The following is a 17,369-nucleotide window of genomic DNA, read 5'->3' on the forward strand; positions in this document are numbered from 1 at the left end:
AGCCACCTGGGTCGGGCAGCGCACCGACCACCAGACTTTCGCCAGGCCGTGCGCAGCCGCGTACCGGAACCGGCGAGACAGACACATACAGCTCCCGTGCGGCGCCCGCGCCTGCCGGACGAGCGGCCCGGTTCTCACCCGGTCCGTGGACGTCAACGGCACCGGCGCGGCGCCCGGGAGCGTGACGGGAGAACCGCCCGCATGCCCGAGCCGAAGAACGTCGACGAATCCGGCACGTCCGGAGACGCCGAGAACAACAACGCTCCTGGTGACAAGCTGCCGCCGCGCCGCCGGCGCCGCGCCGCGTCCCGCCCGGCGGGACCGCCGGTCGCCGCCACCGCCGCGGACGCGGCCGATGCCCCGGCCGCAACGGTCGATGCCACCACCGCTCCCGCCGAGCCCGTCGCCGCCGAGGTGACCGAGGCTCCCGCCGAGGAGACCCCCGCGCCCGCCGGGCGCACCCGCCGCCGTGCCACGCGCCGGGCGTCCGCGCCCGCCGGTGCGCCGAAGGCCGAGCAGCCCGCGAGCGCTCCCGCCGAGGAGCCCGAGGACGAGGCTGCGGCCGAGGTGGTCGAGGAGACCGCCGCCGTCGCCGAGCCGGTCGTCGAGGAGGCCGCGCCGCGCGCCCGTACGCGCCGTCGTGCCACCCGTAAGGTCTCCGCGCCCGAAGCCGCTGAGACCGCCGCAGAGACCACCGCCGCGGCCGAGACCACCGCTGTCGTCGAGGAGCAGACCGCTCCCGAGGCAGCCCCTGTGGCCGAGGCAGCCCCCGTGGCCGAGCCCGCCGCCGAGGAAGCCCCCGCCAAGGCCGGCCGTACGCGCCGTCGTGCCACGCGCAAGGCGACCGCGCCGTCCGGTGCTCCCGCCGTGAGCGAGGAGCCGGTGGTGGCCGGGGCCGAGGCGCCCGCCGCCGCGGAGCAGCCCGCCGCCGAGCAGGCCGTCGCGAAGAAGACCGTCGCCGAGGAGGCCCCCGCGAAGGCGGAGGCCCCCGCGAAGGACGAGGAGGCGCCCCGTCGGGGCCGTCGCCGCGCGACCCGTAAGTCCGCCGGGCTCTTCTCCGAGCCCGCCGCCGGTGCCGCCGCCGCGCAGGACGAGGAGGAGGCGCCCGTGAAGTCCGCGCGCCGTCCTGCCGTCGCGGTGTTCCAGGCGCCGGTGTTCACCGAGCCGATGTTCCAGACGCCCGAGCGCGCCGCCGCGGCCGCTGCCGCCGAGGCCGCGGAGGCCGACGAGGACGAGACGGAGGAGCAGGCCGAGGCGCCCGTCGAGGCTCCCGCCGCTTCGCGTCGCCGCCGCCGTCGCCGCGGTGAGCCGGCCGAGCAGACCGAGGCCGTCGCCGAGCCCGTCGAGGACACCGAGGCCGGGGCCGCCGACGAGCAGGACAGTGCCGAGGCCGTCGACGCCGAGTCCGCCGAGGCCGATGCCGAGTCGGATGGCGAGGCCGCCGACGGCGAGGACAGCGAGGACCAGGGTGGCCGTTCGGGCCGCCGGCGCCGCCGGGGCGGCCGCCGCCGCCGTCGCGGTGAGGCCTCCGACCAGGACGGCGCCGAGGACTCCGCGGACGACGAGGACGAGGCCGGCGAGGCCGAGGCCTCCGACGAGTCCGACGAGGACGAGGCGCGGGACGCGGGCGACCGCGATGGCGGTTCGAGCAGCAGCCGGCGCCGCCGGCGCCGCCGCCGTCGCGCGGGCGACAGCTCCTCCGACGGCGAGCCGGGCGAGGGCGACCCGGAGCGCACGGTCGTGAAGGTGCGCGAGCCGCGCGCCAAGAAGGAGGCCGAGCAGACCGACTTCCACGATGCGGTGCAGTCCATCAAGGGCTCCACGCGTCTGGAGGCGAAGAAGCAGCGCCGCCGCGAGGGCCGTGAGCAGGGCCGCCGCCGTGTGCCGATCATCACGGAGGCCGAGTTCCTGGCGCGCCGCGAGGCCGTCGAGCGCGTCATGGTGGTGCGTCAGCAGGGCGAGCGCACCCAGATCGGCGTCCTCGAGGACAACGTGCTCGTCGAGCACTACGTCAACAAGGAGCAGGCCACTTCGTACGTCGGCAACGTCTACCTGGGCAAGGTCCAGAACGTGCTGCCGTCGATGGAGGCCGCGTTCATCGACATCGGCAAGGGCCGCAACGCGGTCCTGTACGCCGGTGAGGTCAACTTCGAGGCGCTCGGCATGGCCAACGGGCCGCGCCGGATCGAGTCCGCCCTGAAGTCCGGCCAGTCGGTGCTCGTGCAGGTCACCAAGGACCCGATCGGTCACAAGGGTGCCCGTCTGACCAGCCAGGTCTCGCTGCCGGGCCGCTACCTCGTGTACGTGCCCGAGGGCTCGATGACCGGCATCAGCCGCAAGCTCCCCGACACCGAGCGGGCGCGTCTGAAGACCATCCTCAAGAAGATCGTCCCCGAGGACGCGGGCGTCATCGTGCGCACCGCCGCCGAGGGCGCGAGCGAGGACGAGCTGCGCCGTGACGTCGAGCGCCTGCAGGCGCAGTGGTCCGACATCCAGAAGAAGTCCAAGCAGATCTCGACCTCGTCGCCGAGCCTGCTCTACGGCGAGCCGGACATGACCGTCCGCGTCGTGCGCGACATCTTCAACGAGGACTTCTCGAAGGTCATCGTCAGCGGTGACGAGGCCTGGGAGACCATCCACGGATACGTCTCGCACGTCGCGCCCGACCTGGCGGACCGCCTCTCGAAGTGGACTTCCGAGGTCGACGTCTTCGCCACGTACCGGATCGACGAGCAGCTCGCCAAGGCGCTCGACCGCAAGGTCTGGCTGCCGTCCGGCGGCTCGCTGGTGATCGACAAGACCGAGGCGATGATCGTCGTCGACGTCAACACCGGCAAGTTCACCGGTCAGGGCGGCAATCTCGAAGAGACCGTGACGAGGAACAACCTCGAAGCGGCCGAGGAGATCGTGCGCCAGCTGCGGCTGCGCGACCTCGGCGGCATCGTCGTCATCGACTTCATCGACATGGTCCTGGAGTCCAACCGCGACCTCGTGCTGCGGCGCCTGCTCGAATGTCTGGGCCGCGACCGTACGAAGCACCAGGTCGCCGAGGTCACCTCGCTGGGTCTGGTGCAGATGACGCGCAAGCGCGTGGGCCAGGGTCTTCTGGAGTCCTTCTCCGAGACCTGTGTGCACTGCAACGGCCGTGGCGTCATCGTGCACATGGAGCAGGCCACCTCCGCCGGCGGTGGCGGCGGCAAGCGTTCCAAGAAGCGCGGCAAGGGCGGCGCCGACCACCACGAGCACACGCACGTGGAGGAGCAGGCCGAGAAGGCCGTCGAGCCGGCTGTCGAGACCGAGGCGGAGGTCGCCGCCGAGGTGGCGGCGCCCGCGAAGCTGGACGAACCGCCCGCGGCGGAGCCGCTGATGGACAGGGTCAAGCCGGACGAGGAGCTGTACTCCAGCCCCGCCGAGGCCGAGGCCGCCGCGTCCCGGGGCCGTTCGCGGCGCCGTGCCACGCGCAAGGCGTCCGCGCCGAGCGGGTCGCCGAAGGTGAAGGCCGAGGAGCCCAGGGCCGAGGAGCGCACGCCCGAGGAGCCGAAGGCCGAGGTCGTCGAGCCCAGGGCCGAGGAGCCGAAGGCGGAGCAGCCGAAAGCCGAGGCCGCCGACGTGACCGCCGAGGTCACCGAGGACGCCGCGCCCAAGGGCCGTACGCGCCGCCGTGCCACCCGGAAGGCGTCCGCGCCCGCCGGGTCGCCGAAGGCCGCGGAGGAGGCCGCCCCGGTGGTCGAGCCCGTGGTCGTCGCGGAGCCGGTCGCCGAGCCCGTCGCGGCGAAGGCCGCGGACGAGACCCCGGTCGCCGAGCAGGCGGACGGCGAGCAGGCCGTGAGCGCGGCTCCCGCCCGCACGCGCCGCCGTGCCGTGCGCAAGGTCTCCGCGCCCGCCACCTCCACCTCCGAGGAGGCGGCCGTCCTGGTCGTGTCCTCGGCCGCCGGTGACGCGCCGCAGACCGCCGAGGCGGACGCCGAGGACGCGGCGCCGGCCAAGAAGGCAGCGCGCAAGTCGGCCAAGAAGGCCACCGCCAAGAAGGCCGCGACGAAGAAGACCGCGGCCAAGAAGACGGCGGCCAAGAAGACGACCGCGAAGAAGGCGACGACCAAGAAGGCGGCGGCGAAGAAGACCGCGGCGGCCGAGCAGCAGACGCTGCCGTCCGTCTCGGCCTCGACCGACGACTGACAGGACGTCAGGAGCACGACCTGATACGCCCCCTGTGCGGAAGCTTCCGCACAGGGGGCGTATCACATGGAGGGCCGGTGAGGCGGCTTCTTCGAAGCACCGGGCGCCAAGTGCGCTGCACCAGGCGCTCGTTGGTCCGTTTTGCCGTCAAACGCCCAGCTCGCGCGGCAACGACCGCATCACATCCTGCACCCCGCCTCTTGGTGCACACGACAACACCTGTAAGACTCATGCAGTCACACGGTTGAACAGGTGACAACGACAGCACAGCAACACCATCACACGCGTACGCACACGTGAGGCCTCCGGGTTGGGGAGACACGGACCTCGCGGCAGGGGAGGGGACGCCATGGCGCTCGCGCGCCTCAAGGGCACGGGCAGACACCGCGCGGTCAAGCCGATGCGAGGTGGACGGCAGGCCGCGGCACTCGCCACCGTCCTGACGGCCGCGGGGGTCCAGGCCGTCGCCACGGGCGGCACCGCGACCGCCGTGGACGCCCCCGACGAGGTCCCCGAGTGGACCGAGGGGCCGGTCTTCAACAACCCCAAGGGCACCTACGAGGAGCAGCACGCGATCCGTACGCGGATCATCGAGCTGGTCGATGCCGCGGTGCCGGGTTCGTCGATCAAGGTGGCGATCTACCACCTGTGGGAGGCCCCGGTCACGGACGCGCTGCTCGCCGCGAAGGCGCGCGGGGTCGACGTGCAGATCGTGCTCGACTCCACGAGCAAGAACGCGCGTCCCACCGACCCGAACTACGGGCGGCTCGCCGCGGCGCTCGGCACGAACCCCGCGAGCAGCTCGTTCGTGACGCTGTGCCGGACCAACGAGTCCTGCCTGGGCAATCCCGCCGAGCCGGGCACGTCGATCATGCACAACAAGTTCTGGCTGTTCTCGGAGGTCGAGGGCGCCACGGACGTGGTCGTGCAGTCCACCAGCAACATGACGCCGTCGGCGCACACGAAGTTCGCCAACGACGCGCTGCTGCTCCCGGACAACCCGACGATGTACGACGCGTTCTCCGGCTACTTCCGCAAGATGGTCCAGCAGGACTGGGAGTCCTGGCGTTACCGCACGGTCAGCAACGGCCTGTACAAGGCGTACTTCTTCCCGCGTCCGGGTCCGAGCAGCACGACGGACACGATGCACAGCGTGCTCAACAACGTCACGTGCAAGTACACGGACCCCGTCACGGGCAAGGCGCGGGCCACCAAGGTCCGGGTCTCGATCTTCAAGATCACGCGCCAGCGGATGGCCGACAAGCTGCTCGACCTGAAGAACAAGGGCTGCAGCGTGTACGTGACGTACGCGGAGTCCGACAGCGCGGCCACCCCCTCGCAGAAGGGCAAGCCCGGCACCTGGGAGAAGCTGCAGCAGATCGGCGAGTCGAACGTCAAGTGCTACAACGACGACCGCAACGCGGCGAACCCGAGCAAGCCGCTCACGACGCCGTACATCGTGCACAACAAGTACATCCTCATCGACGGCATGTACGACGGCGCCAAGAACAAGAAGATCACCTTCACGGGCTCGCAGAACATGACGGACCCGTCGCTGCGCGAGAACGACGAGTCGATCATCAAGGTCGACGACGTGTCCGTGCATGACACGTACGTGCGCCACTTCGACGGGCTGCGCACCATCGCGTACCCGGGCAGCGCCGACACCTCGATCCTGTGCAAGGGTGCCAAGCCCCTGCCCGAGGACGGCGAGCCCAAGCAGTAGGTTTGACGGACGCGGGGCCCGGTTTGACCCATCAGGGCGGGCCCCGTAATCTTGACCGTCGGCGTGTTCCTTTGCGCGCCATCACCTCGTAAACCTTTTTCCTTCCGGCCTTCTGCAAGGTTCGGCCCGGAAGCCTCCCGGTCTCGGTTACCAGGAGAGGCCGCGCGCCCGGCGCGTGGCTGGACTGCGAGGACCCGATTCGAGTCAGAGAGAGTGAGATCCGCGTGTACGCCATCGTGCGCAGCGGTGGTCGCCAGCACAAGGTTGCTGTGGGCGACATCGTTGAGGTTGACAAGATTTCCACCGCCAAGGTCGGCGACACGGTCGAGCTCTCGACCCTGCTGCTGGTCGACGGCGAGTCCGTGACCAGCGACCCGTGGGTGCTGGCCGGCATCAAGGTCCAGGCCGAGGTCGTGGACCACCACAAGGGCGCGAAGATCGACATCCTTCGCTACAAGAACAAGACCGGCTACCGCCGTCGCCAGGGTCACCGCCAGCAGTACACGGCGATCAAGGTCACCGGCATCCCCACGGCTGCGAAGTAAGGGACTGAGGAGAGATGGCACACAAGAAGGGCGCATCGTCCACTCGGAACGGTCGCGATTCCAATGCTCAGCGGCTCGGCGTGAAGCGCTTCGGCGGTCAGGTCGTCAACGCCGGTGAGATCCTGGTCCGCCAGCGCGGCACCCACTTCCACCCGGGCACGGGCGTCGGTCGCGGTGGCGACGACACCCTGTTCGCCCTGCAGGCCGGTGCGGTGCAGTTCGGCACCCACCGTGGCCGCAAGGTCGTGAACATCGTTCCGGCTGCCTGAGCAATCAGAGCACCGTTGAGCGCCTGAGCGATCAGGACTCATAGAGCGACTGTCGAAGGCGGGCCTCCTTCCCCTGGCGGGAAGCAGGTCCGCCTTCGTCGTGTTAGAGCTAAGACATTCCGTACGTATCTGGAGGCACCGAACCATGACCACCTTCGTGGACCGCGTCGAGCTGCACATCGCCGCGGGTAGCGGAGGTCACGGCTGTGCCTCCGTTCACCGGGAGAAGTTCAAGCCGCTCGGCGGACCCGACGGCGGCAACGGCGGGCGCGGCGGCGATGTGATCCTCACCGTCGACCAGTCCGTGACCACGCTGCTCGAGTACCACCACAGCCCGCACCGCAAGGCGACCAACGGTCAGCCCGGCGCGGGTGACCACCGGACCGGCAAGGAGGGCCAGGACCTCGTCCTGCCCGTGCCGGACGGCACCGTCGTCCTCGACAAGCAGGGCAACGTCCTGGCCGACCTGGTCGGGCACGGCACCACGTACATCGCCGCAGAGGGCGGCCGCGGCGGGCTCGGCAACGCCGCGCTGTCCTCCGCGCGCCGCAAGGCGCCCGGCTTCGCGCTGCTCGGCGAGCCCGGGGACTTCGGCGACGTCGTCCTGGAGCTCAAGACGGTCGCGGACGTCGCGCTCGTCGGCTACCCGAGCGCCGGCAAGTCCTCGCTGATCTCCGTCCTGAGCGCCGCCAAGCCGAAGATCGCCGACTACCCCTTCACGACCCTGGTGCCCAACCTCGGTGTGGTGACGGCCGGTTCGACCGTCTACACCATCGCCGACGTCCCCGGTCTGATCCCGGGCGCCAGCCAGGGCAAGGGCCTGGGCCTGGAGTTCCTGCGGCACGTCGAGCGCTGCAGCGTCCTGGTGCACGTCCTGGACACCGCCACGCTGGAGTCCGACCGTGACCCGCTCTCCGACCTCGACATCATCGAGGAGGAGCTCAAGCAGTACGGCGGGCTCGACGAGCGGCCGCGCATGGTCGTCCTCAACAAGATCGACATCCCGGACGGCAAGGACCTCGCCGACATGGTCCGCCCGGACCTGGAGGCCCGCGGCTACAAGGTCTTCGAGGTGTCCGCCGTCGCGCGTACGGGCCTCAAGGAGCTGTCGTTCGCGCTCGCCGACGTGGTGGCCACCGCGCGTGCCGCCAAGCCCGTCGAGGAGGCCACGCGGATCGTGATCCGTCCCAAGGCCGTGGACGAGTCGGGCTTCACCGTGACGCCCGAGGAGGTCGAGGGCGAGACGGTCTTCCGTGTACGCGGCGAGAAGCCGGAGCGCTGGGTGCGCCAGACCGACTTCAACAACGACGAGGCCGTCGGCTACCTCGCCGACCGCCTCAACCGCCTCGGTGTCGAGGACCAGCTGATGAAGGCCGGTGCCCGCCAGGGCGACGCGGTCGCGATCGGCCCCGAGGAGAACGCTGTCGTCTTCGACTTCGAGCCGTCGATGATGTCCGGTGCGGAGATGCTCGGCCGCCGCGGCGAGGACCACCGCTTCGACGCCCCGCGTCCCGCGGCCCAGCGGCGCTCGGACAAGCAGGCCGCCCGCGACGAGGCGCAGCAGGAGTTCGACGACTTCGAGGCGCTGTAGGCCCTGCGGCCGGCGGTCCGGCACCGGACTGCCGGCCGTAAGCCCGGCGAGACAAGAGACGACATGCGAAGGCCCCCGGGACACGTCCCGGGGGCCTTCGCCGTGTGTGGTGCGGGTGTTACGCGTCGACCGAGTCGTCGGCCGGTGCGCGGTCGCCGTCGTCCGACGCGGCCACGTCGTCGAAGCCCTCGCTGCGCTGCGAGGGGATCTCCGCGGCCAGGCGGTCCGCCATGCGCACCCGGCGCTCGTCGGCCTTCGCCGACAGGGCCTCGATGGCGTGGTTGAAGCGGACCAGGGACGGCGGGTCCGACGGGCCGAGCAGGTGCTCCTTGAGCTCCACACGGGCCTCGATGTACGGGTCCTTCTCCGGGTGGCGCGCCGTGTCGAGCAGCGCGGCGATGCCGTCGGCCTGAGGCGTGAGGATCGTCGCGGCGCTGACCGTCGGGAAGCTCTCGCGGAACTCGGCCTCGGACAGGCCCGCCGTGTTTGCGACCGCGTACGGCTTCTCGCTGCTCAGCCAGTCCGACACGACGCTGGAGACATCGCTGATCAGCACCTCGGAGGCGTTGAAGCAGGCGAAGATGCCGGGCCGCGCGTCGGTGATGATCTGGTGCTCCCACGCGGGGAACGACGCCCAGTACGCCTCTTCCCAGGCGGCCGTGGCCTGCTCGACCGCCGCGGAGTTGCCGCCGTCGGGCGTGGACTGGAGCATCATGCGCTCCAGTTCGTCCGCGCTGGTCCGGAAGTCCGTGGAGGTGAGCTTGTCCAGCGCGGCGGTGCTCTGCGCGAGCCGCTGTGCGGCCTCGGCGCCGGGGCGCTCGCCGGAGCGCTTCGTGTTCGCCTCGCGGATCAGCGCCATGATGCGCTCGTTGGCGGCGCCCGCGCGCGGGTCGACCGAGCCGGTCATCGGGTGCGGCTTGTAGAGCAGCCGGACCTTGGGGTCGGCGAGCAGCTCGCGCACGATGTTCTCGCCGGCCAGGACCACCGAGGTGTTGCCCGGGTTGCCGTCCCAGCCCTCCCAGGTGGGGGCGTACAGGACCGAGGTGTACTCGCCCTTGGGCGCGTCCTTGCGGATCGGCGCCAGCTGCGGGCGGCCGACCTCGACGACGTCCTTGTCCTCGACGCCGACGTCGGCGAGCTGGTAGCGCTCGCGCGCGGCCGGGCCCGCGACCCAGACCTCGTCGTAGGCCTTGGCGTAGGGGTTGCAGGACGAGAGCTTGTCGGACTCGCCGTGGTTGATGAACGCGTGCTTGATCGACGGGATGCGCAGGACCTGCGAGGTCTTCGCGGCGTTCGCCGGGTGCAGCATCATCTTCAGCGTCGAGTTCTCGAGCGCGAACAGGTGCGCCACCTTGGGGATGCAGATGATCGGCACGTCGGTGGCGTCGATCTTCTGCACCATGAAGCGCTCACGCAGCACGATGAGCGGCTTGCCGTCGGTCTCGGCGAGCGTGGAGAGCCACATGTTCGCCTGGTACGCGGAGGTCGCGCCGCCCGAGAAGTACATGGCGACGTCCGGCTTGTACGTGGCCAGCCACTTGTCCAGCCACGCGAGCGCCTTCTGCTCGTTCACGGCGCGCTTCTTCGGCAGCAGCCAGGTGGCGAGGTAGCCGGTGCCGCCGCCCATGAGCGCCAGCGAGATGCCCAGACCGATACCGCCCCAGTACGCGTCCGTGGTGATCGCCGTGAGCAGCAGACCGGCCGTGGTGGGCACCGAGAACGTCATCAGACGGTGGCCCTGGCGGCGTGTGAGGATCCGCGGCGGCGCGGCGGTGAGACCGAGCTTGGACGCGTCGATGTTGCGCGTGACGAACGGCAGCGTGCGCGTGCGCCGTACGAGCACCGCGGCGGCCTGGCACGCGAAGTGCAGCACGTAGAAGGCGAGCAGCGCGATGGTCAGCGGCGACTGCTCCTTGAGCGGCTCGATGCCGTCGATGCGCAGCAGGCCGACCAGGACGAGCATGTCCCGCAGGAGCTGACGGACCGGCACATCGAAGCGGATCTTGCTCAGCAGCGCGAGCAGCCCGGGCTGCTTGTACTGGAGGTACAGGTCGAGCGCGAGCCCGGCGGCGGACACGGCGACGAACACCGGCACGGCGGGGATGAGAGCGCTGATCAACTGGGCCGTGAAGAGCGCGAACATCGCGCACAGCGCGGAGAGCTGCACGATGCGGCGGGGGGCGAGTCCGGCGGAGGGCACGGGCTTGAGCTCCTGGCGGTTCGGATGAGGGTGGGGGGCAGGCGGGGGGCCGTAAGGATGAAGGCTGACCCCTGACCGTAAGACTTCCGGCGGGTCGCTAGCAATCTTCCGTGACATCAATCACCGCATAAATGGACAAAGGCCATGAACCAGGGGAGGTGTTTCACCGTCCGCCCACTGAAACGCACGGGCGGCCGTACGGAGCCCTCGCGTACATTGCGGACGGGCAAAAGGGTTCAACACGATGGGGTCGTACGAACGTGGGCGCAGCAGGCGCAAGGAAGCTGGTGGCACAGGCGCACCGGATCGTGGTCAAGGTCGGCTCCTCGTCGCTGACCACGGCCTCCGGCGGGCTCGACGCGGACCGGGTGGACGCGCTCGTCGACGTCCTCGCCAAGGTGCGCAGCGGCGGTGAGAAGGAGATCGTCCTCGTCTCGTCCGGCGCCATCGCCGCCGGGCTCGCGCCGCTGGGGCTGCGCCGCCGCCCGCGCGACCTGGCCCGCCAGCAGGCCGCCGCCAGCGTCGGCCAGGGCCTCCTGATGGCCCGCTACACCGCCTCCTTCGCGCGCTACGGCGTACGGGCCGGACAGGTCCTGCTCACCAGCGACGACATGGCGCGCCGGGCCCACCACCGCAACGCCTCGCGCACCCTCGACCAGCTGCTCACGATGGGCGCGCTGCCGATCGTGAACGAGAACGACACGGTCGCCACGGACGAGATCCGCTTCGGCGACAACGACCGGCTCGCGGCCCTCGTCGCCCATCTCGTACGCGCGGACCTCCTGGTCCTCCTGTCGGACGTGGACGGCCTCTACGACGGCGACCCCAGCAAGCCCGGCACCTCGCGCGTCGCCGAGGTCCGCGGGCCCGAGGACATCGCGCACGTGAAGATCGGCAGCGCGGGCAAGGCCGGGGTCGGCACCGGCGGCATGGCCACCAAGGTGGAGGCCGCCTCGATCGCCGCGGCCGCGGGCATCCCCGTCGTCCTCACCTCGACCGTGCACGCGGCGGACGCGCTGGCGGGCCGCGACACCGGCACCCTGTTCCACCGCACCGGCCGGCGCAGCGCCGACCGGCTCCTGTGGCTGCAGCACGCCTCGACCCCGCAGGGCGCGCTGATCCTCGACGACGGCGCGGTGCACGCCGTCACCGCGGGCCGCAAGTCGCTGCTGCCCGCCGGGATCAAGGACGTCGAGGGCGAGTTCTCGGCCGGTGACCCCGTGGAGCTCAAGGACACCGAGGGGCGCGCGGTCGCCCGCGGTCTCGTCAACTTCGACGCCAAGGAGATCCCGCAGCTGCTCGGCCGCTCGACCCGCGAGCTGGCCAAGGAGCTCGGCCCGGCGTACGAGCGCGAGGTTGTCCACCGCGACGATCTGGTGCTCCTGGGTCACTGATCCGGGTTGCGTCGTCCGAGGCGCCGCGCAGCGCCGAAACCGTCCGGGGCGAGCGCTTGTGGCTGCGTAAACCGTACGAACGACGGCTCGAACCGGCCGAAACCGGTTGCCCTTGGTGAGGGACCTTCCGTAAAACCGCCACGCGGCATCGCTTTGCCTGGTCAACTTTGTTGCAGGGCTTTCTTTCAGAGCTCTGGTCCAGGGCCCGGCGGGGGCCCGGTTCCGCACCGCACACGCGTGACGCTTGACAGGAGGCCGTCCGGTGAGACGAGTGGCACTGACAAGTGTCGTGGCCGGGGACACCCACCAGGAGCCCGAGGACCAGCCCCGTCTGTGGCACGTCACGCTCAGCGTCTCGGGGCCCGACGCCCCCCTCGCCGACATCCGGCGCGCACTCGAGCAGCTGGCCCACGACCACCCGTTCCTCCTGACGAGCCGCTATGCCGCCGACCACGCCGAGATCCGGTACTGGGAGGAGGCCCGCGACCTGCACGACGCGGCGGCCGTCGCCCTGCGCCTGTGGGGCGAGCACCGCCAGAGCGCGCAACTGCCGCCGTGGGAGATCGTCGGTCTGGAGGTCATCGACCGCGACACGTACCACCAGCGCATCGCGGAGGGCTACGGTCCGCCGCCGGCCACCCCTGTCGGAGTCCATCCGTTTTGAGCCGTCTCGCGTACTGGGATACGCCGTGGACGCGCGGACCGGCCGCATTACGCTGCACCCCATGACCTCGCCGCTCTCCGCCCCGTACGACAACCTCTCGCCGGTCGTCCAGGCCGCCTACCGCGCCCGCGCCGCGGCCGCCGAGATCGCGCCGCTGCCGCGTTCCGTCAAGGACGACGCGCTGCTCGCGATCGCGGACGCACTCGAAGTGCGCACCAAGGAGGTCGTCGAGGCCAACGCCGAGGACATCGCCAAGGCCCGCGCGGCCGGCACCAGCGAGTCCATCGTGGACCGCCTCACCCTCACCCCCGAGCGGGTGCGCGCCATCGCCTCCGACGTCCGTGACGTCGTGGCCCTGCCCGACCCCGTCGGCGAGGTCGTCCGCGGCTCCACGCTGCCCAACGGGATCGACCTGCGCCAGGTCCGCGTCCCGCTCGGCGTCGTCGGGATCATCTACGAGGCCCGGCCCAACGTGACGGTCGACGCGGCCGCCCTGTGCCTCAAGTCCGGCAACGCGGTCCTGCTGCGCGGCTCGTCCTCCGCGTACGCCTCCAACACCGCGCTCGTACGGGTCCTGCGCGACGCGGTCGGCGGCGCGGGCCTGCCCGCCGACGCCGTCCAGCTCGTGCCGGGCGAGTCCCGCGACTCCGTGCAGGAGCTGATGCGCGCCCGCGGACTCGTCGACGTGCTGATCCCGCGCGGCGGCGCCTCGCTGATCAAGACCGTCGTCGAGCAGTCCACCGTCCCGGTGATCGAGACCGGCACCGGCAACTGCCACGTCTACGTGGACGCCGAGGCCGACCTCGACATGGCCGTCGAGATCCTCGTCAACTCCAAGGCCCAGCGGCCCAGCGTCTGCAACGCCGCCGAGACCCTCCTCGTCCACCAGGACATCGCCGACGCCTTCGTGCCGCGCGCCCTCGACGCCCTCGCGGAGGCCGGCGTGACCGTGCACGCCGACGAGCGGATCGCCGCGTACGCCGAGGGGACCAAGGCCACCGTGGTGCCCGCCACCGCCGAGGACTGGGAGACCGAGTACCTCTCGTACGACATCGCCGCCGCCGTCGTCGACTCGCTCGACAAGGCCGTCGAGCACATCCGCCTGTGGACCTCCGGTCACACCGAGGCCATCGTCACCACCTCGCAGCAGGCCGCCCGCCGCTTCACGCAGCTCGTGGACTCCACGACGGTCGCGGTGAACGCCTCGACGCGCTTCACCGACGGCGGCCAGTTCGGCTTCGGCGCCGAAATCGGCATCTCCACGCAGAAGTTGCACGCCCGCGGCCCGATGGGCCTGCCGGAGCTCACGTCCACGAAGTACATCGTCACGGGCGACGGACACACGCGCGGCTGAGCGCGGCCGGGGCGCGGGGCTGGGTCCTCCGCTTCCCGTCACGGATGAATTTCCTTACCGTCTGCCCAAAATGACCCCCCAGGTCTACCCTGGATCCGTGCCGGAGGACGTGGGGGGCATGCCGTTTCCGGACGGCAGGGAGCCCGACGACGACCACGACCACGGGGGTGCGGACGAAGAGTTCGCCTCCGTGGTCTTCGACGAGGACTTCGTACGGGCCGCGCAGATCCATGAACCGACCGCGGTGGAGCGGCTCCTCGCCGCCGCGCAGGCGCGCGCCGAGGCCGAGGCCCACCGGGCGCGCGGCAGAGGCGCCGCGGCCGAGGACGACGGGGACGAGTTCTACGACGGCTACGAAGGGCGGGCCCGCCGCGGGCGCTATGCGGACGAGGTCACGTACGACCATGGCGAGGACCGACTCGCCGCGTATGAACCGGAGTTGGTCGAGGACCGCTTCGCGCGCCGCTCCCACTCGCGCTGGCACCGTCCCGTGGCCTGGCTGCTCGCGCTCCTGATGGGCATCGGCATGGTCGCGCTCGCGTTCAGCGCGGTCTACCGCGGGGCCTCCTCGCCCGGGCGCCAGGACCGCACACCGCCGCCCGCGACGACCGGCGTCGACCAGACGCCGGAGGTGGGGCTCGCCCCTTCCGCGTCGGCGGACTACTCCGCACCGCCGGTGTCGGCCGAACCGCGCACTCCTTAGAGCCCGTCGTCCTGTGTTGTGAGGCGGGTGTGCCGGGTGCGGCGCGGATCCTCCGTCCTCGGCCGTCTGGGCGTCAACCCCCTTGCGCAGGTGGAAAGTTGACCCGTACCAGGGCGTTTACGTGAGGCTCCGGAAACCTACTCTGAAGGTATGGCCGGGCCTGGAGACCCACCTGACGGCACCCCCGAGGGCGTTCCCGGTGGGAGCGAGGAAGAGTTCCGTTCCGTAGTCTTCGACGAGTCGTTCATCCGCGCTGCCCGCCTGCAGGAGTACTCGGCGCAGGAGCGGATCACCGACCACTCACCGGCGGTGCGCAAACGCGTGGCGACCCATGCCGCGGCGCACCGGCGGCTCTCGCTGCAGGCGCTGGTGATGGTCGTGCTCATCGCCATCGCGTTCGCCGTGGCGGTCTACATGGGGGTACGGACCCCGTCCGGCACCTCCGAGTCCAGGACCGCCGAACCGCTGCGGATGACGGTGATACCCCTGGTGCCGCAGGGGCCCGTGCCCGGGGCGCCGAAGGCGGAGACGCTGTTCGAGCACAGTCCGGCCGCCGAGTTCGAGTCGGGGGCCGCCGGGATGCCGTACCCGCCGGTGTACCGCACGGCGGACTTCACGGCGGACCAGGTCAGGGCGGCGCTCGATGTGGCGCGGAACTACCTGGTGGCGTCCTCGCTCGATCCGGCCGTGCTGACCGGTGACGAGATCCGGCCGGTGCGCCGGCTCATCGACCCCGACCAGTACCACCAGTTCGACGCGGGCATCGACCGGCCGGCCGCGGACGGGCGGCACGCGCCCAGCGGCTGGCTGGTGCGCTTCGATCCGGCCAAGGTCGCGCTCGCGAGCGACGAAGTGCGGGTGCACGGTTCGTTCAAGGCGGCGCAGGCGAGTCCGGACGCGCTGGAGGTGACCTCGCACCACACCTTCGTCTACGCGCTGCGTCCGGTCGGCGGCGACGACGCGCGGGCGTCCCTGTTCACCGTCCGGCGCGAGCTGCACTTCCGCTTCGACGGCGACAACCTCCGCCTGGGACAGGCCGAGTTGGCCGTCTCGTATCTGCAGGCGGGCCCGCTGTCCTGCGGCGCGGACTCCGCGGACCGGCTGCGTCCGCTGCTCGCGGGCCAGAGCGCGAAGTCGGGCGCCCCGGCGGGCACGGACCCGTATGCGACGACGGGACCGACGGCGCTGTGCGGCGCACTGGCGCCTTCGGCGCAGCCTTCACCGCCGCGGTAGCCCCGCGCAGGGTGGCCTGTGACGCATTGCGGGTGCCTGCGGGCTACAGCGCTGTTCCCCGCCGCACTACCCTGAGGAAAGTGCGGCTTCCCGGAGGTCGAGTTCGGGAAGCCGCACGTTTTCCTCAGTGGTCGCCGCGGGGCGGCGGACCGGGTGTCACCGGCCGGTCATCAGCACTTGCGCAGCCCGTCGAAGCCGGAGATCGAGCTCGGACGCGCGTGGTGCCACTGCTGGCCCGGGCGGATCGTGAAGCAGTCGCTGTCGCGGCCGTACGACCAGACGAACTTGATCGTGTACGAGGCCGTACAGCTGCTCTTCGCGTATGCGTAGTTGGTGGTGGTCCAGGACCGCACACAGCTCGGGGGTGCGGCGAGGACGCCGACTCCGCTGTCCGGGGCGGTCGCGTTCGGCGCGGGCAGGGAGCCGCGGGCGGGCGCACCGGGCGCACCGGCCGAGCTGCTCGCGGACGCGGTCCCTATCGTGCCCATTCCGAGAGCCGCCACGGCGCCGGCCACGGCAAGGCCGCGTGTAATGGTTCGCAAATCAATCTCCTTGAGGAGTTCCTGACATGGCTCGGTCAGGCTATGGGGAGGGCATCACGCTGGATAGGGGTTTCAAATCCGAATAAAAGGGACGTCGAGCCACTGAACGGAGCCGTCCGGTATCCGTCCGTGGTCATTTCAACTACCGGTGTGGTCTGGTGATCCACCTGTGGTGGTGCGATGTTCGCGGGTGCAGAGATGCGGGACCGCGTAAGAGGAAGCGGAGTTTCCCGGCTCCGCTTTCGGGGCTGCAGTGAAGTGAGGCAGATCACATGCGGTCCGTGAACCGAGGGCGGGGTCCGATCCGACGAAGAGGTGTGAGCCAGATGGCGGGGGAGGAACCCGCGGACGTGGAGCGGGCGGGGGAGGACCCATCGGGTCGTTCCGACGCCGCGCTGCTGGCCGCGCTGTGCGAACGCGACCGCTTCGCGTTCGAGTGCCTCTACCGGCGCTACGCGCCCTGGCTCGTCGCACGGCTGCGGTACCGCTGCGCGGACTCCGCCCAGCTCGACGACATCGTCCAGGAGTCGTTCCTCGCGGTGTGGCGCGCCTGCAGCGAAGGGCGCCAGCCCGAGGTACGGGACTTCGCCGGCTGGCTCTGGCGGATCGCGTCGCGCCGGCAGGCGGACGCCGCACGGAGCCGGGCGGCACAGAACCGGCTCTGGCAGGCCCTCGCCGGCCTGCGGATCCTGCCGCGCCGCTCCGCCGAGGAACAGGTCCTCGACGAGGGCGAGTTCGGCGGGGTGCACGCCGCGCTCGACCGGCTTCCGCCGGACCTGCGTGACGTGGTCCAGGCCACCGTGCTCGACGGCCTGACCACCCAACAGGCCGCACAGCGGCTGCGGTTGCCCGAGGGCACCGTCAAGACCCGGGCCATGCGGGCCCGCAGACGGCTGCGCGAGGAACTGGACCGGGCGGACGCACCCGCCCCGCAAGCGGACCGGGCGGCGGCTACCGCCCCGCAACCGGACC

The 17,369-nt window shown here is 71.2% G+C and carries 12 protein-coding genes and 1 pseudogene; 11 read left to right on the forward strand and 2 right to left on the reverse strand.

From position 1 onward, the window contains the following. Positions 1-201 precede the first annotated feature (201 nt). From ACIBI4_RS25885 to obgE, 5 genes are all read left to right on the forward strand, one after another. Complete coding sequence (locus tag ACIBI4_RS25885) at positions 202-4,176, forward strand: Rne/Rng family ribonuclease (protein WP_399206435.1); 3,975 nt, start codon at positions 202-204, stop codon at positions 4,174-4,176. Between the two features lie 349 nt (positions 4,177-4,525). Further along, positions 4,526-5,902 carry a phospholipase D-like domain-containing protein gene (locus tag ACIBI4_RS25890; protein WP_399206436.1) on the forward strand — a complete coding sequence of 459 codons (1,377 nt, stop codon included), beginning with the start codon at positions 4,526-4,528 and terminating at the stop codon, positions 5,900-5,902. 224 nt (positions 5,903-6,126) lie between these two features. Further along, complete coding sequence (gene rplU / locus ACIBI4_RS25895) at positions 6,127-6,447, forward strand: 50S ribosomal protein L21 (RefSeq protein WP_399206437.1); 321 nt, start codon at positions 6,127-6,129, stop codon at positions 6,445-6,447. Between the two features lie 14 nt (positions 6,448-6,461). Continuing rightward, positions 6,462-6,716, forward strand: coding sequence for a 50S ribosomal protein L27 (gene rpmA / locus ACIBI4_RS25900; protein ID WP_093613107.1), 255 nt, complete (start codon positions 6,462-6,464; stop codon positions 6,714-6,716). A gap of 145 nt (positions 6,717-6,861) precedes the next feature. Further along, entirely contained in the window at positions 6,862-8,307 is a 1,446-nt protein-coding gene (gene obgE / locus ACIBI4_RS25905) for a GTPase ObgE (RefSeq protein ID WP_399206438.1), read from the forward strand. 118 nt (positions 8,308-8,425) lie between these two features. On the opposite strand, the gene ACIBI4_RS25910 is transcribed toward obgE, so the two are convergent. Next, entirely contained in the window at positions 8,426-10,507 is a 2,082-nt protein-coding gene (locus ACIBI4_RS25910; RefSeq protein WP_399206440.1) for a hypothetical protein, read from the reverse strand. Between the two features lie 287 nt (positions 10,508-10,794). Between ACIBI4_RS25910 and proB the strand changes: the two genes are divergently transcribed. From proB to ACIBI4_RS25935, 5 genes are all read left to right on the forward strand, one after another. Next, positions 10,795-11,901 carry a glutamate 5-kinase gene (gene proB / locus ACIBI4_RS25915; protein WP_399206441.1) on the forward strand — a complete coding sequence of 369 codons (1,107 nt, stop codon included), beginning with the start codon at positions 10,795-10,797 and terminating at the stop codon, positions 11,899-11,901. Between the two features lie 262 nt (positions 11,902-12,163). Further along, positions 12,164-12,565, forward strand: a complete 402-nt coding sequence (locus tag ACIBI4_RS25920) for a hypothetical protein (protein WP_399206442.1) — start codon at positions 12,164-12,166, stop codon at positions 12,563-12,565. Positions 12,566-12,626: 61 nt separating this feature from the next. Then, on the forward strand, positions 12,627-13,919 hold the full coding sequence (locus ACIBI4_RS25925) for a glutamate-5-semialdehyde dehydrogenase (RefSeq protein ID WP_399206443.1): 1,293 nt from the start codon (positions 12,627-12,629) through the stop codon (positions 13,917-13,919). 70 nt (positions 13,920-13,989) lie between these two features. After that, positions 13,990-14,622 carry a hypothetical protein gene (locus tag ACIBI4_RS25930; protein ID WP_399206444.1) on the forward strand — a complete coding sequence of 211 codons (633 nt, stop codon included), beginning with the start codon at positions 13,990-13,992 and terminating at the stop codon, positions 14,620-14,622. 150 nt (positions 14,623-14,772) lie between these two features. Next, positions 14,773-15,855: a hypothetical protein gene (locus ACIBI4_RS25935; RefSeq protein WP_399206445.1), complete on the forward strand. Its 1,083-nt coding sequence runs from the start codon at positions 14,773-14,775 to the stop codon at positions 15,853-15,855. Positions 15,856-16,025: 170 nt separating this feature from the next. On the opposite strand, the gene ACIBI4_RS25940 is transcribed toward ACIBI4_RS25935, so the two are convergent. Next, the gene (locus tag ACIBI4_RS25940) at positions 16,026-16,397 is read right to left on the reverse strand and encodes a hypothetical protein (protein ID WP_399206446.1); all 372 of its coding nucleotides are present in this window, start codon (positions 16,395-16,397) and stop codon (positions 16,026-16,028) included. A 326-nt stretch (positions 16,398-16,723) separates the two neighbouring features. On the opposite strand from ACIBI4_RS25940, the pseudogene ACIBI4_RS25945 reads away from it, so the two are divergent. Beyond that, positions 16,724-17,305 (forward strand): annotated as a pseudogene (locus ACIBI4_RS25945) (RNA polymerase sigma factor); the annotation flags it as partial. Positions 17,306-17,369 lie beyond the last annotated feature (64 nt).

The organism is Streptomyces sp. NPDC050418, from assembly GCF_044458745.1.
Taxonomy (GTDB): domain Bacteria; phylum Actinomycetota; class Actinomycetes; order Streptomycetales; family Streptomycetaceae; genus Streptomyces.

What these genes read in the sequence shown, in the direction of transcription:
- ACIBI4_RS25885 (WP_399206435.1), top strand. Translation starts at nt 202, where the DNA reads ATGCCCGAGCCGAAGAACGTCGACGAATCCGGCACGTCCGGAGACGCC.
- ACIBI4_RS25890 (WP_399206436.1), top strand. Translation starts at nt 4,526, where the DNA reads ATGGCGCTCGCGCGCCTCAAGGGCACGGGCAGACACCGCGCGGTCAAG.
- rpmA (WP_093613107.1), top strand. Translation starts at nt 6,462, where the DNA reads ATGGCACACAAGAAGGGCGCATCGTCCACTCGGAACGGTCGCGATTCC.
- obgE (WP_399206438.1), top strand. Translation starts at nt 6,862, where the DNA reads ATGACCACCTTCGTGGACCGCGTCGAGCTGCACATCGCCGCGGGTAGC.
- ACIBI4_RS25925 (WP_399206443.1), top strand. Translation starts at nt 12,627, where the DNA reads ATGACCTCGCCGCTCTCCGCCCCGTACGACAACCTCTCGCCGGTCGTC.
- ACIBI4_RS25930 (WP_399206444.1), top strand. Translation starts at nt 13,990, where the DNA reads ATGACCCCCCAGGTCTACCCTGGATCCGTGCCGGAGGACGTGGGGGGC.
- ACIBI4_RS25935 (WP_399206445.1), top strand. Translation starts at nt 14,773, where the DNA reads ATGGCCGGGCCTGGAGACCCACCTGACGGCACCCCCGAGGGCGTTCCC.